The 14,916-nt window shown below is 75.8% G+C and carries 12 protein-coding genes; 8 read left to right on the plus strand and 4 right to left on the minus strand.

The genetic code is table 11. The annotated features are described in order from the left end of the window. Window positions 1–225: 225 nt before the first annotated feature. The 4 genes from ACF1AK_RS33160 (at window position 226) to ACF1AK_RS33175 (ending at window position 5,113) form a co-directional block, all read left to right on the plus strand. Window positions 226–1,650, plus strand: a complete 1,425-nt coding sequence (locus ACF1AK_RS33160; RefSeq protein ID WP_391502530.1) for an acyl-CoA synthetase — start codon at window positions 226–228, stop codon at window positions 1,648–1,650. A 216-nt stretch (window positions 1,651–1,866) separates the two neighbouring features. Continuing rightward, window positions 1,867–2,754 (plus strand): C40 family peptidase, encoded by an 888-nt coding sequence (locus ACF1AK_RS33165; RefSeq protein ID WP_391502531.1) that lies wholly within the window; start codon window positions 1,867–1,869, stop codon window positions 2,752–2,754. A 385-nt stretch (window positions 2,755–3,139) separates the two neighbouring features. Next, on the plus strand, window positions 3,140–4,207 hold the full coding sequence (locus tag ACF1AK_RS33170) for an NUDIX domain-containing protein (protein ID WP_391502532.1): 1,068 nt from the start codon (window positions 3,140–3,142) through the stop codon (window positions 4,205–4,207). Between the two features lie 99 nt (window positions 4,208–4,306). Then, on the plus strand, window positions 4,307–5,113 hold the full coding sequence (locus ACF1AK_RS33175; RefSeq protein ID WP_391502533.1) for a DUF4184 family protein: 807 nt from the start codon (window positions 4,307–4,309) through the stop codon (window positions 5,111–5,113). 143 nt (window positions 5,114–5,256) lie between these two features. Here ACF1AK_RS33175 and ACF1AK_RS33180 read toward each other — a convergent pair whose 3' ends face one another. Next, window positions 5,257–6,621 carry a dipeptidase gene (locus ACF1AK_RS33180; RefSeq protein ID WP_391502534.1) on the minus strand — a complete coding sequence of 455 codons (1,365 nt, stop codon included), beginning with the start codon at window positions 6,619–6,621 and terminating at the stop codon, window positions 5,257–5,259. A gap of 235 nt (window positions 6,622–6,856) precedes the next feature. Between ACF1AK_RS33180 and ACF1AK_RS33185 the strand changes: the two genes are divergently transcribed. After that, window positions 6,857–8,104, plus strand: coding sequence for a geranylgeranyl reductase family protein (locus ACF1AK_RS33185; RefSeq protein ID WP_391502535.1), 1,248 nt, complete (start codon window positions 6,857–6,859; stop codon window positions 8,102–8,104). A gap of 126 nt (window positions 8,105–8,230) precedes the next feature. Here ACF1AK_RS33185 and ACF1AK_RS33190 read toward each other — a convergent pair whose 3' ends face one another. Together ACF1AK_RS33190 and ACF1AK_RS33195 are read right to left on the minus strand one after the other, a co-directional pair. Next, complete coding sequence (locus tag ACF1AK_RS33190) at window positions 8,231–10,528, minus strand: glycosyl hydrolase family 18 protein (protein ID WP_391502536.1); 2,298 nt, start codon at window positions 10,526–10,528, stop codon at window positions 8,231–8,233. 230 nt (window positions 10,529–10,758) lie between these two features. Next, on the minus strand, window positions 10,759–11,751 hold the full coding sequence (locus tag ACF1AK_RS33195) for an ArsR family transcriptional regulator (protein WP_391502537.1): 993 nt from the start codon (window positions 11,749–11,751) through the stop codon (window positions 10,759–10,761). 81 nt (window positions 11,752–11,832) lie between these two features. Between ACF1AK_RS33195 and ACF1AK_RS33200 the strand changes: the two genes are divergently transcribed. Next, entirely contained in the window at window positions 11,833–13,161 is a 1,329-nt protein-coding gene (locus tag ACF1AK_RS33200; RefSeq protein WP_391502538.1) for an MFS transporter, read from the plus strand. A gap of 6 nt (window positions 13,162–13,167) precedes the next feature. Here the strand turns inward: ACF1AK_RS33200 and ACF1AK_RS33205 are convergent, their stop codons facing one another. Beyond that, window positions 13,168–13,584, minus strand: a complete 417-nt coding sequence (locus ACF1AK_RS33205) for a RidA family protein (RefSeq protein ID WP_391502591.1) — start codon at window positions 13,582–13,584, stop codon at window positions 13,168–13,170. Between the two features lie 15 nt (window positions 13,585–13,599). On the opposite strand from ACF1AK_RS33205, the gene ACF1AK_RS33210 reads away from it, so the two are divergent. Together ACF1AK_RS33210 and ACF1AK_RS33215 are read left to right on the plus strand one after the other, a co-directional pair. Further along, window positions 13,600–13,926, plus strand: coding sequence for a hypothetical protein (locus tag ACF1AK_RS33210; protein ID WP_391502539.1), 327 nt, complete (start codon window positions 13,600–13,602; stop codon window positions 13,924–13,926). A 147-nt stretch (window positions 13,927–14,073) separates the two neighbouring features. After that, entirely contained in the window at window positions 14,074–14,847 is a 774-nt protein-coding gene (locus ACF1AK_RS33215; protein WP_391502540.1) for an enoyl-CoA hydratase family protein, read from the plus strand. The last annotated feature ends 69 nt before the right edge of the window (window positions 14,848–14,916 follow it).

Consider the following 14,916-nt stretch of genomic DNA (forward strand, 5'->3'; position numbering starts at 1 on the left):
GGCGCCCCCCCCCCCCGCCGTGGCACAGCCCCCCACCGCGGCTCCGCGGCGCGCGGCCTGGGGGGGGGGGGCCCCCCCCCCCCCCGGGGGCCCCCCCCCCGCCGTCCTTCGCCCCGACACCGCCCGGTGGCCGGCGGCCCGTAGAGTCGGTCGGCGGCGCGCGGTCGCGGACCGTCGCGCGCCGCCACCATCGTGGACATCGTGGACAGGGGCGAGGGCAGACGGATGACACTCTTGACGGCGCTTCAGGGCGGCCCGGACGACTCGGGCGACGCACTGCGGATCTCCGACGGCCCCGGGCTCTCCCGCGAGCAGCTGCTCGGCGCGGCCACCGCCGTCGCCGACCGGGTGGCCGGCGCCCCGGCCCTCGCGGTGCTCGCCCGGCCCACCGCCGAGACCGTGGCCGCCGTCGTCGGCGGCCTGCTCGCCGGGGTGCCGGTGGTGCCGCTGCCGCCCGACTCCGGGCCCAAGGAGCGCGCCCACATCCTGCGCGACTCCGGCGCCGCGCTGCTCGCCCACGCCGCCGCCGACACCCCGCCGCAGGACGCCGGGATCGCCGGCCTCCCGGTCGACCTGCGCGAGCGCTCCGCCGCCACCCACGCCGAGCCCGACCCGGCGGCCACCGCCTTCGTGCTCTACACCTCCGGCACCACCGGCGCGCCCAAGGGGGCGGTGATCGCGCGCTCCGCGGTCGCCGCCGACCTCGACGCGCTCGCCGACGCCTGGCAGTGGACCGCCGAGGACACCCTGGTGCACGGCCTGCCGCTGTTCCACGTGCACGGCCTGGTGCTCGGCGTGCTCGGCGCGCTGCGCACCGGCAGCCGGCTGGTGCACACCGGACGGCCCACCCCCGCCGGGTACGCGGCGGCGGGCGGCAGCCTCTACTTCGGCGTGCCGACCGTCTGGTCCCGGGTGGCGGGCGACCCGCAGGCCGCCGCCCGGCTCGCCTCCGCCCGGCTGCTGGTCTCCGGCAGCGCCCCGCTGCCCGTCCCGGTGTTCGAACGGATCGCCGCGCTGACCGGCCACGCCCCGGTCGAGCGCTACGGCATGACGGAGTCGCTGATCACCGTCTCCACCCGGGCCGACGGCGAGCGCCGCCCCGGCAGCGTCGGCCTGCCGGTGGCCGGGGTGCGCACCCGGCTGGTCGGCGAGGACGGCGCGCCGGTGCCGCACGACGGCGAGAGCGTCGGCGAGCTCCAGGTGGCCGGGCCCACCCTGTTCCGGGGCTACCTCGGCCGGCCGGACGCCGACGCCGAGGCCTGGACCGCCGACGGCTGGTTCCGCACCGGGGACGTCGCGGTGATCGGCCCGGACGGCTTCCACCGGATCGTCGGGCGCGCCTCCGTCGACCTGATCAAGAGCGGCGGCTACCGGATCGGCGCCGGCGAGGTGGAGGCGGCGCTGCGCGACCACCCGGCAGTGGCCGACGCCGCCGTGGTCGGCGTGCCGGACGAGGACCTCGGCCAGGCGATCGTGGCGTACGTCGTCGCGGAGGGTTCCGTGACGGGCGAACAGCTGACGGCCTTTGTGGCGGAGCGGCTCTCGGTCCACAAGCGGCCCCGGCGGGTGGTGCTGGTGCCCGAACTGCCCAGGAACGCCTTGGGAAAGGTGCTGAAGAAGCAGCTGCCCGCGGAGTCGGCACACGGGTGACGGGCGGTCATCCGGCGCCGGGTCGGATGACGGTCGCTCACCTTCCGTGAGCCTTCCTTTGGCGCACTCCACTGCGCGCCGTGAGCGAACGCGTGCGTAACGTGACAAGCGGCGCGGCCGGGGCCGGCGAGGCCCCGCGCACCGCGTCCAGCGTTCAGCTCCCAGCGTCCGGCGCGTTCGAGGCGACCGGCGCGATCAGCGAAGGAAGACAGCAGCATGACGACCGTCAACACCGGCGCACCGGGTGCCGCCGACGACGCGACCGAGCAGCACACCGCAGACCCCTCCCCCCGCCCGGCGGCGGGCGGCCGTCCTTCCCGTGCGGCGCGGCTCCGCCGGGGGATAGGCCTGGTGGCCGTGATCGCGGCCGGCGCCGGCGTGATCGGCCTCGGCACCTCGGCGGGGACCGCGGCGGCCGAGCCGGCCCCGGCCCACGCCGGATGGGACGGCTCGCGGTACTGGTTCAAGGACAGCCAGGGCCACTGGCGCTGGACCTCGCACTACGACGTCTACCGGGCGCGCACCGGCGGGTCGGCGGGCTCGGGGACGTCGGGCACGCGGGCGGCCGGCTCGTCCGGGGGGATCACCCAGGGGTGGGACGGCTCGCGGTACTGGTTCCGCAACAGCCAGGGCCAGTGGCGCTGGACCTCGCACTACGACGTCTACCTGGCCCGCACCGGCGGGTCGGGCTCCGGCTCGGGCTCCTCCTCGGCGGACTCGGCGTCCTCCCCGGCGGCGGACCGTGACGTCGAGACGGCGGTGCAGTTCGCGCTCGCACAGCGCGGCAAACCGTTCCGGACGGCCGGCAACGGGCCGGACGGCTACGACTGCTCGGGCCTGGTCCAGCAGTCCTTCCGGCGCGGCGGCATCTCCCTGCCGCGGGTCGCCAACGACCAGTACGCGGCCACCACGCCGGTGACGGCCGGCCAGCTGCGCCGCGGCGACCTGCTGTTCTGGTCGGACGACGGCACCGCGCGCGGCATCCATCACGTGGCGATCTACCTGGGCGACAACCAGTACGTGGAGGCGGCGCGCCCCGGGACCTCGATCCGGGTCTCGCGGATCAGCAGCGGCTACTACCCGACCCACATGGGCCGGCCCTGAGACCTGTCCGCACGGCCCCGCCGGCGCCCGGGCCCCCGCGGCCCGGGCGCCGGCGGGGCGTTCCGGCCCGGCCGACGGCGGCGGCCGGAGACCCGCGCCCTGCGGGGCGCGAGAGGTGCGGCAGGGGCGCGCGCGACTCGGCCGGACTACGGCGGCGGGGAGGCGCACTCCGGCGCGCCGGGGGTCGTACCGGAACCGTCGCAGGCCCTCCGACCTGGGCACATGCCCCTGTCAAGCGGAAGGGGGAACCGTCAGGAGCGGCACGCACGTGGAGGTATGGGGACCGGCGCGGCAGGGGTACCACCTCGGGTGGCGCCGGCACGGCTGACGGGGGCGCCGCCCGGTGCGAACGGCGCCGGGGGAGGTCGAGAACATGGGGGCGTGAGTGATCGTCTGGGTCAATGGCACATTCGGGGCGGGCAAGACCAGCGCCTGCCGCGAGCTGGTGGAGCTGCTGCCGGGCAGCATGCTCTTCGATCCCGAGCTGGTGGGCTTCGGACTGCGCGCGATGCTGCCGGCCGACCGGATGGCGGCGGTGTCGGACTTCCAGGACCTTCCGGCCTGGCGCCGGCTCGTCCCCGAGACGGCGGCGGCCCTGCTCGGCGAGGTGCCGGGACCGCTGGTGGTCCCGATGACGCTGCTGCGGGAGGACTACCGGGACGAGATCTTCGGAGCGCTCGCCTCGAACGGCATCGCCGTGCACCACCTCGTCCTGGACGCTGAAGAAACGATCCTGCGCGAGCGCATCGCCCAGCGCGAGGAGATCCCCGACGACCCGGAACGCAACGAGCGGATCCGCCAGTGGTGCCTGGACCACCTGCCGCGCTACCGCTCCGCCCGCCGCTGGCTGCGCCGCGACGCCCGGCTCGTCGACACCTCCGGCCTCACCCCGCGCGAGACCGCCGCCCGGCTCGCCCAGCTGGTGGGCGACGGCTCCGCCCGCTGCCCGATCGTGCAGACCCCCGACCCGACGGGGGACACCGTGGCCGCCGCCGTCCTGCTCTTCGACGAACAGGACCGGGTGCTGCTCGTCGACCCCGTCTACAAACCCGACTGGGAGTTCCCCGGCGGCGTCGTCGAACGCGGCGAGGCACCCACCGACGCCGCACTGCGCGAGACCGCCGAGGAGCTCGGCCTGCGCCTCGACCCGGCTGCGCTGCGCCTGCTCGCCGTCGACTGGGAGCCGCGCACCGGCCCGCGCCGCGGCGGGCTGCGCCTGGTCTACGACGGCGGCCTGCTGGACGCCACCGCCCGGCAGGGGCTGCTGCTCCAGCAGGAGGAACTGCGCGGCTGGCGGTTCGCCAGCCTGGACGAGGCCGCCGGACTGCTGTCCCCGGGCCGCCACCGCCGGCTGGCGGCGGCGCTGGACGCCCGCCGCAGCGGCGAACTGCGCTACCTGGAGGCCGGGCGCCGGGCCGGGGTGGGGCTGACGCGGACCGCCGACGTGGCGTGAGCCCGCCCGGCCCGCGCCCCGCGCCCACCCCGGGCGCGGCCCCGGGCGCGGCGGCGCCCAGGGGTGACGGGCCCGGCCGGGCGGCGGCAGGATGAGGGCATGCCGTTCACCCTGAGCCACCCGGCCGCCGTGCTGCCCCTGCTGCGCGCGGCGGGCGGGCGCGGACCGCTGGTCGCGTCGGCGCTGGTCGCCGGATCGCTGGCGCCCGACGTGCCGTTCTTCGCCGAGTCGCTGCTGCCCGGCGCGTACCGGTACGGCGGCGCCACCCACCGCTGGTGGGCGGTGCCGACGCTGGACGTGGCGCTCGCGGCCGGTCTGGTGGCGGGCTGGCACGGGCTGGTGCGCGGGCCGCTGGTCGCGCTGCTCCCCGGCCGGTGGGCGGGCGCGGCCGAGGCGCTGACCGCCCGCCGGGCCGGGCGGGGCCGGCCGTCGGGCGCGGACGTCGGGTGGTTCGCGCTCTCGGCGGCGGTCGGTGCCGCGAGTCACGTCGGCTGGGACGGCTTCACCCACGCGGGGCGGTTCGGGGCCCGGCTGGTGCCGGCGCTGGAGCGGCCGGTGGCGGGCGGCCCGCCGCTGTACGAGGTGCTGCAGTACGGCACCTCGGTGCCGGCGCTGGCCGCGGTGGCGCGCCACGCGGTGCGGCGGGCCCGGGCGGTGGAGCCGGTCCGGCCGGCCGACGGGCCGTCGGACCGGGCCCGCCGGGCGGGGGCGGCGGTGCTGGGGGCGGCGGCCGCGGCGGGGGCGGTGCACCGGCTGGTGCCGCTGCGGCGCGGGCCGCTCGCGGAACTGTGCTTCGGGGCGGGCGCCGGTCTCGCGGTCGGCGCGAGCGGCTGGGCGCTGGCCCGGGCGGCCGTGGCGGGAGCCCGCGGCGGCGCGGCCGGCCCGGCGGGCGCCCGGCGGGCGTGACGGGCGGGCGCCGGGCGTGGGGACGGGCGTGGGGACGGGCGGGCGGCGCGCGGGGCCCGGCCCGCGCGGGCGTGCGGTGGTGCGGGCGGGCCGCGCCGTCGTGAGGGACGGCGCGGCCCGGCAGCGGTCCGCCGGACGGGCCGTCAGACGGAGCGCAGCTCCGCGTAGCGGCGCAGGAAGAGCGCCTCGGTGAGCGCCATCCGCTCCAGCTCCAGCGGGTCGACGCTCTCGTTGACCGCGTGGATCTGGGTGGTCGGCTCCTCGACGCCGATCAGGATGATCTCGGCCTGCGGGTAGAGGGTGCGCAGCGTGTTGCAGAGCGGGATCGAGCCGCCCTCGCCGGAGGCCACCATCGGGGTGCCGAAGGCCTCGGCCATCGCCTCGCCCATCGCCTCGTAGGCCGGGCCCGAGGTGTCGGCGCGGAACGCGGCGCCGTTGCCCAGCCGCTCCACGGTGACCTGCGCGCCGAACGGCACCCGGGCCTCCAGATGGGCGACCAGCGCCTCCTGGGCGGCGCCGGTGTCCATGCCCGGCGGCACCCGCAGGCTGACCGAGGCCTTGGCGGAGGCCTGCACCGAGGAGGTCGCGCCGATCACCGGCGGGGCGTCGATGCCCAGCACGGTGACCGACGGGCGGGCCCAGAGCCGGTCGGCGACGGTGCCGGTGCCGGTGAGCGCCACGCCGTCCAGCACCCTGGCGTCGGCGCGGAACTGCTCGTCGGAGTACTGCACGCCGTCCCAGCGCTGATCGGTCGCCAGGCCCGCCACCGCGACGTCGCCGTTCTCGTCGTGCAGCGAGGCGAGCACCTTGACCAGGGCCTGCAGGGCGTCCGGGGCGGCGCCGCCGAAGGCACCGGAGTGCAGGTTGCCGGCCAGCGTGCGGACCGAGACGTCGACCACGGTCATGCCGCGCAGCGAGGCGGTGACGGTGGGCAGGCCGGGGGCGAAGTTGCCGGTGTCGCCGATCACGATGGCATCGGCGGCGAGCAGCTCGGGGTGGGCCTCGGCGTAGCGCTCCAGGCCGCCGGTGCCCTGCTCCTCGGAGCCCTCGACGACGACCTTCAGCCCGACCGGGTAGCCGCCGTCCACCTGGCGCAGCGCCCGCAGGGCCGTCAGGTGCATCAGGATGTTGCCCTTGCAGTCGGCGGCGCCGCGCCCGTACCAGCGGCCGTCGCGCTCGGTGAGCTCGAAGGCGGGGCTGAGCCAGGCGTCCTCGTCCAGCGGCGGCTGGACGTCGTAGTGCGAGTAGAGCAGCACGGTCGGCGCGCCGGCCGGGCCGGGGAGCTCGCCGTAGACCGACTGGGTGCCGTCGGGGGTGTCCAGCAGCCGGATGTTCGTCAGGCCCTCGGCGGCGAAGGCGTCGGCGACCCAGCGGGCGGCCTTCTCGCACTCCTCGACCGGGAACTGGCGCGGGTCGGCGACCGAGGGGAAGGCGACCAGGTCGGCGAGGTCGGCGCGGGCGCGGTCCATGAGGGACCGCACGGCGTCGGCCAGGGGCTGCTGCGGCATCGGGTGCTCCGGGAAGGGCTGGTCCGTCCGAGGGGATGGTGCGGGCGAACGGCGTTGACGGTGGGTACGGCCGATCATAGGCCGAGCCGGGCGCGGGGCCCCGGGGACGTCGGCACGGGCCCGGGTCCGGCCCGTGTCCAGGGCCGCACCGGGCCCGGCCCGGCCGGGAATTCGGTCGCGCGTTCGGGGTGGTGCGGCCGACGGCGGCGGGGGCGGCGGCATAGGATTGCTGCCCGTGACTGACTCCGGAAGCCCCGATTCCCCCAGCCCGCTCGATGCCGAGGCCGCCGGGCCGGACCGGCCGGACCCGTTGGACGGCGTCTGGGACGTCGTCGTGGTCGGCGCCGGGCCGGCCGGTGCCTCCGCCGCGCACGCCGCGGCCGTGCAGGGCCGGCGCGTGCTGCTGCTCGACAAGGCCGAGCACCCCCGCTACAAGACCTGCGGCGGCGGCATCATCGGCCCCTCCCGGGACAGCCTGCCGCCGGACTTCAGACTGCCGCTCCAGGACAGGGTGCACGCCGTCACCTTCGCCTACCGCGGCCGCTTCACCCGCACCAGGCGCTCCCGGCGGATGCTGTTCGGCCTGGTCAACCGGGACGAGTTCGACCAGCGCCTGGTCCAGGCGGCCAAGCAGGCCGGGGCGGTGCTGGTCACCGGAGTGACCGTCACCGGGGTCGAGCAGCGCGGCGGCGACCACCGGACGGCGCTGGTCACCGCCTCCGACGGGCGCAGCTTCGAGGCGCGCGCCGTGGTCGGCGCGGACGGCAGCGCGAGCCGGATCGGCCGGCACGTCGGCGTCTCCTTCGACCAGATCGACCTCGGCCTGGAGGCGGAGATCCCCGTCCCGGCGGACGTCGCCGCCGACTGGGCGGGCCGCATCCACCTCGACTGGGGCCCGCTGCCCGGCAGTTACGGCTGGGTGTTCCCGAAGACCGAGTCCAGCAGCCTGACCGTCGGGGTGATCTCGGCGCGCGGCGACGGCGAGCGGACCAAGCAGTACCTCGCCGACTACATCCGCCGACTGGGCCTGTCGGGCTTCCCGCCGAGCGTGGAGTCCGGGCACCTGACCCGCTGCCGGGCCGAGGACTCCCCGCTGTCGCGCGGCCGCGTGCTGGTGGCCGGCGACGCGGCCGGACTGCTGGAGCCGTGGACCCGCGAGGGCATCTCCTACGCGCTGCGCTCGGGCCGGCTGGCCGGGGAGTGGGCGGTCAAGCTGGCCGAGGCCGGCACGGCGGCCGAGGTCCGGCGCGAGGCGCTGAACTACGCGTTCGCGATCAAGGCGGGCCTCGGGGTGGAGATGCGGGCCGGCAAGCAGATGCTCGACGCCTTCGAGCGCCGCCCGTACCTGTTCCACGCGGCGGTCTGCCTGGTCGACCCGGCCTGGCGGGCCTTCGCCCGCACCACCCAGGGCCACACCACCTTCGCCCAGGTGCTGCGCCAGTACCGCTCCGCCCGCCGCCTCGCCGCCCTCGCCTCGCGCTGAGCCGGCCGTCGCCTCGCGCTGACCGGGGCCCTCGCCTCGCGCTGAGCCGGCCGTCGTCCCCCGGCGGTACGGGGCGCACGGAAAGGGGCCGGTCCGCCGGACCGGCCCCTTCGGCTTGCCGTGGTGCTACTTGAGTCCGCCGTCGAGTGCGTTGATCAGGGTGCCGCCCGGGGTGTCACCGGTCATGTCCCAGATCATCGCGCCGAGCAGGCCCTTGGACTTCAGCCAGGCCGTCTTCTTGCCGATCGACCAGGCGTCGTCGAAGGTCCACCACTGCCCGCCCGCTCCGGTGTAGCCGAAGGTCGCCACCGACTGTTCGTCGTGGTAGACGGAGAGGTTGGGGAAGGTGGTGATCAGGTTGTTGTACCCGCGGGTGCCGGCCTCCTCGGCGAACTGGCCGGGGGCTGCGCCGGTCGCGCTCTGCCACTCGCCCTTGACCCCGCCGTCCGCGACGCCCTGCCAGCCGCGGCCGTAGAAGGCCAGGCCGATGGTGAGCTTGCGCGGGTTGACGCCGGCGTCGAGGTAGGGCTTGACGGCCCCTTCGACGCTGAAGTGCGTGGTGTACGGGTCCTGGGCGTCCACGTAGAGGTTGCCCTGGTGGCCCGCGCGGTTCGGCTCCCACGAGTTGTCGCTGCCGGCGCCGTGGAAGTCGTAGCCCTGGATGTTGGCGATGTCCAGGTAGTTGAAGATCTTCGAGAGGTCCCAGCCCTGGTTGATCTTGACCGGGTCGGCCGGGGTGAAGGCGGTCAGCAGCTTGTGCGAGCCGCCGAGCGCGTCCAGCTGCTTGCGGAACTCGGCGAGCAGCGCGGTGAGGTTGTCCTTGTCGTTGGCGCTGTAGTGGTTGCCGGCGTGGCCGTCGGGCGAGCCGGGCCACTCCCAGTCGATGTCGATGCCGTCGAAGATGCCGGCCGCGACGCCGTCGCCGCCCGCGCCGTTGTAGGCCGGCAGGTTGCCCTTGATCCAGATGTCGATGCAGGACTTGACGAACTTCTGCCGGGACGCGTCGGTGGCCGCCGCGTCGGAGAAGTACTTGGAGTAGGTCCAGCCGCCGAGCGAGGCGACGATCTTCAGATGCGGGTACTTCGCCTTGAGCTTCTTCAGCTGGTTGAAGTTGCCGCGCAGCTTGCCCCAGCCGTCGTCGGCCACGCCGTCGATCGACTGGGCGGCGCTCATCGGGCGGGCGTAGTCGGCGTCCGCGTCACCCGCGCCGGTGCCCTGGTCGGGGTCCTGCGGGTTGGACGTGGTGCCGCGGGTGACCCCCGCCTGGCAGGTGAGGTTGACCGGGTCGATGTTCTCGAACGCGTAGTTGATGACGTCGAGCTTGGCGGCGCTGCCCGAGGTGTCGAGGTTCTTCACGAAGTACTGGCGTCCGTAGATGCCCCACTGGGTGAAGTAGCCGACCCGGGCGTACTTGCCGGAGCCGACCAGGTCGGAGGTGGTGACCTTGAGCGCGGCGGAGGCGGGCGAGGCGTTGTCGGCGCCGTCGCGGGCCTTGACCGTGAAGGTGTAGGAGGTGGACGGGGAGAGGCTGCCGACGGAGGCGGTCAGGGTGGAGCCGGTCACGGTCTTGACCAGCGTGCCGTCCTGGTAGACGTCGTAGGCGGCGACCTTCAGGTTGTCGGTGGCGGCGTTCCAGGCGAGCGTCACGTCGCTCGAACCCACCGCGGTGGTGCGCAGGTTGGTGGGCGCGGTGGGCGGCGTGGGGTCGGTGGCCGGGTCGAAGGTGGAGGCGGTGACCGGCGCGCTGGCGGGGCCCAGGTTGCCGCGGGTGTCCTTGGCGCGGACGGTCAGGGTGTAGCTGGTCGCCGGGGTGAGGTTGGTGACCAGGGCGTCGGTGGTGGTGCTGGTCCCGACCACGGTGGTGCCGTTCAGCACCTCGTAGGAGGCGACCGGGAAGTCGCCGGCGGTCGCGGCGGGCCACTTCAGGGCGAGGCTGTGGGCCGTGGAGTCGGTCACCGTCGGGGTGCCGGGGGCCGACGGCAGGACGTCCGAACTGCCGTCGCACTTGTCGCCGTTGATCCGGCAGCCGGTCGGCGTGCCGATCGGGCCGTTGGCGACGAACCAGAAGCTGTACGGCTCGGTGGTCTTCCCGGCCGGGACGTTGGCGTTGTAGAACGCGGCGACCGCGGTGACGTGACGGCCGTTGACCGTCGCGGTGCCGTTGTAGCTGTTCTGGATGGTCACGCCGGTCGGGAGGTCGAACTCCAGGGTCCAGCCGTTGACGGCGGTGGTGTTGTCGTTCTTGACGACGTAGGTGCCCTTCCACCAGGAGCCGCTGTTCTCGCTGGTGAAGGCGGCGGTGAGCTTGCCGGCCGCGTTGGCCGGGGTGGCCATGGCGGTGATCGCGGCGAGCGGGAGGAGCAGGACGGAGAGCAGCGCGAGCAGCCGGTGGCGGCCTCGGCGCGTGCGGGATCGAACGGACATGGTTCTCCCTGCGACTGTGGGGGTTGGACAGGGTGACGCCGAACCGTACGGGGTGGTGCCGGAGGTGCTTCGGGTGTGTGACATGCCCACCGCCGTGGGGAGACGGGGGCATGGGCACTGTAGGAGGTACAGACCAATGCGTCAACAGGTCTGTACCACTGAAGAGTTGACCGGTCGTGTCGTCGGCGCGGCCGTCGGCGGTGTCGTCGGCCGCGCTGCCGGCCGGCCCGTCAGCCGAGCCGCGGCCCGCCGCACAGGTCGTCGCCGAGCGGGCTGCGGCGGTACAGCACCGAACGGCCGTGCCGCGCCCGGGTCACCAGGCCCGTCGTGTGCAGCACCGCCAGGTGCTGGCTCACCGCCCCCGGCGTCACCCCCAGCCGGTAGGCGAGATCGGTCGTGGAGGCCGGCTCGGCCAGCAGCGCCAGCAGCCGGGCCTTCGGCGCGCCGACCAGCCGCTCCAGCGCGCGCGGGACGGCCGGCGGCCGCGGACCGGCCATCTCCGCCTGCCCGCGCGCCGGGTAACCGATCTGCGGCGCACGGTCGTTGCTGATCATCGTGACCGCGCCGCGGGCGAAGAAGGTCGGCACCAGGACCAGCCCCCGCCCGTCCACCGTGATCTCGCCGTCCCACTGCGTCCAGCGGCGGTCGATCGACAGGATCCCGTCCGCCCAGCGCAACCGGTGGTCGAGATCGGCGAACAGCGCCGCTGCGCCCTGCTGCGCCAGCACCCGCGAGCGGTAGACCAGATCCGCCTCCAGCACCGCCCGCGCCCGCGGCCACCACGCCGGCGCCAGACAGCGCTCCCAGTACTCCTCCAGCGCGTCCGCGATCCGCGCCAGCAACCGCGCCGGATCGGCCAGCCCGTCCGCCAGCACCGCGGGCAGCGCCTGGTGGTGCGGCAGGAACGTCTGCTCCAGCTCCCCCCGCAACCGCTCCGGCGGCAGCGCCCGCACGACGGCCAGCTCGGTGCGGAAGTCCGGCCACGGGGAGGCCGGACGGGGCGTCAGGAAGTCCGGGATCCAGCGGTTGGCGGCGACCAGGGAGAGCAGCAGCGAGGAGTCCAGCCGCTCGAAGGAGGGCCGCAGCCGCTCGAAGGCCGCGGACTGCAGGGAGTAGTGGCCCGGGTGGGTCCACATCCGCAGGCTGAGCGCGGCCTCCTGGATCGGCGAGCAGGCGAACCAGGTGGTGGCGAGATCGCCGAGGTCGAGCTTGAACCGGTGCACGCCGCCTCCCCCCCCCCGGACCTTTCAGGCCCAGCCTAAATCAGTACGGCCGGGCGGCGGTGCCGGGGTCGAATCGTGGGCATGACCACCCCACCGGCGGCGAAGGCCGCACCGAACTCCGTGCTGCCCGCGTCCAGGGCCTCCCGGCTGCTGCACCCCGACCCGACGGTGCGCCGGCTCGCCCGGATCACCCTGCTCAACACCCTCGGCAGCGGACTCTCGCTCTCCGTCGGCGTGCTGTTCTTCACCCGCTGCCTCGGCCTGAGCGCGACCCGGCTCGGCCTCGCGCTCACCGCCGCCGGCCTGTGCGGCGTCCTCGCCAGCGTCCCCGCCGGGCGGGCCGCCGACCGCTGGGGGAGCCGGCCCGTGCTCGTCGTCCTGGTCACACTCACCGGCCTCGGCACCGCCGGCTACACCACGGTCGGCGGCTACCCGGCCTTCGTGGCGCTCGCCTGCCTGGTCGCCGCCGCCGACCGGGGCTCGGCCGCCGTGCGCAACGCCCTGTACGCCGAGGTGCTGCCCGCCGACACGCGGGTGGCCGGCCGCGCCTACCTGCGGGTGGTCACCAACGTCGGGCTCTGCCTCGGCACCGGCGTCGGCGCGATCGCGCTCCAGATGGACTCGCGCACCGGGTACCTGACGGCCATCCTGGCCGACGCGGCCTCCTACCTGGTGGTCGCCGTGATGTTCCACCGGCTGCCGGGAGCAGGAGCGGGAGCAGGGGTGAAGGCCGGCCCGGACGGTGCCGGCCACGAGATGCGGGCCGGCGGCCGGCCGCAGCCCCGGCCGGTCCGCGAGCGCAACCCGGCGCTGCGGGACGGCCCCTTCCTGCTGGTGACCGCGCTCAGCTCGGTGCTCGCCCTGCAGTTCGCCGTGCTGGAGGTCGGCATTCCGCTGTGGATCGTCCAGCAGACCGACGCGCCCCGGATCACCGTGGCCGCCACCCTGGTCGTCAACACCGTGCTGGTCATCGCCTTCCAGGTCCGCGCCACCCGGGGCACCGGACACCCGGCCGCCGCCGCCCGGGCCTGCGGCCGGGCCGGACTGATCCTCGCCGCCTCCTGCCTGGTCGTCGGCCTCGCCCACGGCGCACCCGCCGCGATCGCCGCCGTGGTGGTGCTCGTCGGAGTCGCCCTCCAGGCCACCGGCGAGGTCCTCGGCCAGGCCGGCACCTGGGCGCTCAGCTACGACCTGGCCGGGGAACGGGCCCACGGCGCCTACCAGGGCGTCTTCAACGCGGGCAGCGCCGTCGCGCTGATGATCGGCCCGGCGGTCGTGTCCACCGCCGTCATCGGCCACGGCCTGCTCGGCTGGGCCGCCCTCGGCGCCCTGCTCGCCGCCGCCGGCCTCGCGATGGGCCCCGCCGTCCGCTGGGCCGCACGACGGGGCGAGGCGGCCGTGGCGCCCTGAGGGCCCCTACTCCGGCACCACCGCGAAGGCCTCGATCTCCATCAGCACCTCCGGCAGGAACAGCGCCGCCACCTGCACCGCCGAGGAAGCCGGCAGCGGAAGGTCCCCGAGCGCCTCGTCCCGGGCCTCGCGCACGGCGGGCAGGTCGCCCAGATCGGTGAGGAAGTACGTCAGCTTGACGACGTGCGAGAAGTCCGCCCCCGCCGCCGCCAGACACCGCCGCAGGTTCTCGAACACCTGCCGCGCCTGCGCCTTCGGGTCACCCACCCCGACCAGCCGCCGCTCCTCGTCGAACGCCACCTGCCCCGACACCGCCACCAGCCGCCCGCTCCCCGTGACGACCTGCGTGTACCCCGTCCCCGGCGCGACCCCGGGCGGCTCCGCGATGTGGGTGAGCGGGGCGGGCCTGCGCTGCGATTCCATGGTCATGCGCCCATCGTGGCCGACGGCCGGTCACCGCACCAGGCGTTTACGGTCGGTGCGCCGATCCCGTACCTGCGCGCGCTGCTGCCCGACCAGACCCTGCCGGTGGCGGAGGTCGGTTCGCCGTCGAACGCGGAGACCGGCCGGACGGTCGAACGCCGCCGCTACGGCCAGTACGGTGCGCCGCTGTACCCGCCGGCCGACCGGCAGGCCCGCACCCGCACGCCGTTCAGCGGCCCCACCCGGCTCGGCCACGCCGTCGAGGACGGGCCGCACCCCTTCGGGCCGCCGGTCCGCCTCCCGGAACCGTTCGACCTGGAGCTCGACACCTCGCGGCTCTGATCCGGCCCGGCGCGGGGGACCCCGGCGGCGGGCCGGGCACTTCCCGTGGGGAGGGCGGGCATGTCAGAGTCGGTCCGGGCGTCCGCGGCCCACCGGTGGCGGGCGCCCGCTGCGACCCACCCTCAGCCGGAAAGCAGGACCGCACCGATGACCAGCGAAGCGCCCCTCGTCCGCGTGACCACCGAGGACGCCGTCACCACCCTGACGCTCGACTCGCCGCACAACCGCAACGCCCTCTCCACCAGGCTGATGGCCGAACTGACGGCCGGACTCGCCGCGGCGGCCGCCGACCCGGAGGTCCGTGCCGTGGTGCTGACGCACGCGGGCAAGGTGTTCTGCGCCGGGGCGGACCTCTCCGAGGCGACCGGCGCCGACCCCACCGTCGGGCCGCGCGGACTGGTCGACCTCCAGCGGGCGATCGTCGACTGCGCCAAGCCGGTGATCGCCGTGATCGACGGGCACGTCCGGGCCGGCGGCCTCGGGCTGGTCGGCGCGGCCGACCTGGCGCTCGCCGGGCCGGGCGCCACCTTCGCGTTCACCGAGGTCCGGCTCGGGCTCGCACCGGCCGTCATCTCGCTGCCGCTGCGCCCCAAGCTGGACCCGCGGGCGGCCTCCCGCTACTACCTGACCGGCGAGGTCTTCGACGCCGCCGAGGCCGCCCGGATCGGGCTGGTCACCCAGGCCGTCGACGCTCCGCAGGCGGCCGAGGTCGCGCTGAAGGGCCTGCTGGACGCCCTGCGGCTGGGGTCGCCGCAGGGCCTCGCGCAGTCCAAGCGGCTGGCCAACGCCGAGGTGGTGCGCTCCTTCGAGCGGGACGCCGACGCACTGGTGGAGCTGTCGGCGCGGCTGTTCTCCTCGGAGGAGGCACAGGAGGGCATGCGCTCGTTCCTGGAGAAGCGCCCGGCGCGCTGGGTGCGCTGATGCGCCGCCCGGGCCCGCTGCGCGCCGGGTGCCAGGGGCCGGGCGCCGGGCGCCAGGGGCCGCGCGCCG

The sequence above is a fragment of the Kitasatospora sp. NPDC015120 genome (genome assembly GCF_043080305.1).
Taxonomy (GTDB): domain Bacteria; phylum Actinomycetota; class Actinomycetes; order Streptomycetales; family Streptomycetaceae; genus Kitasatospora.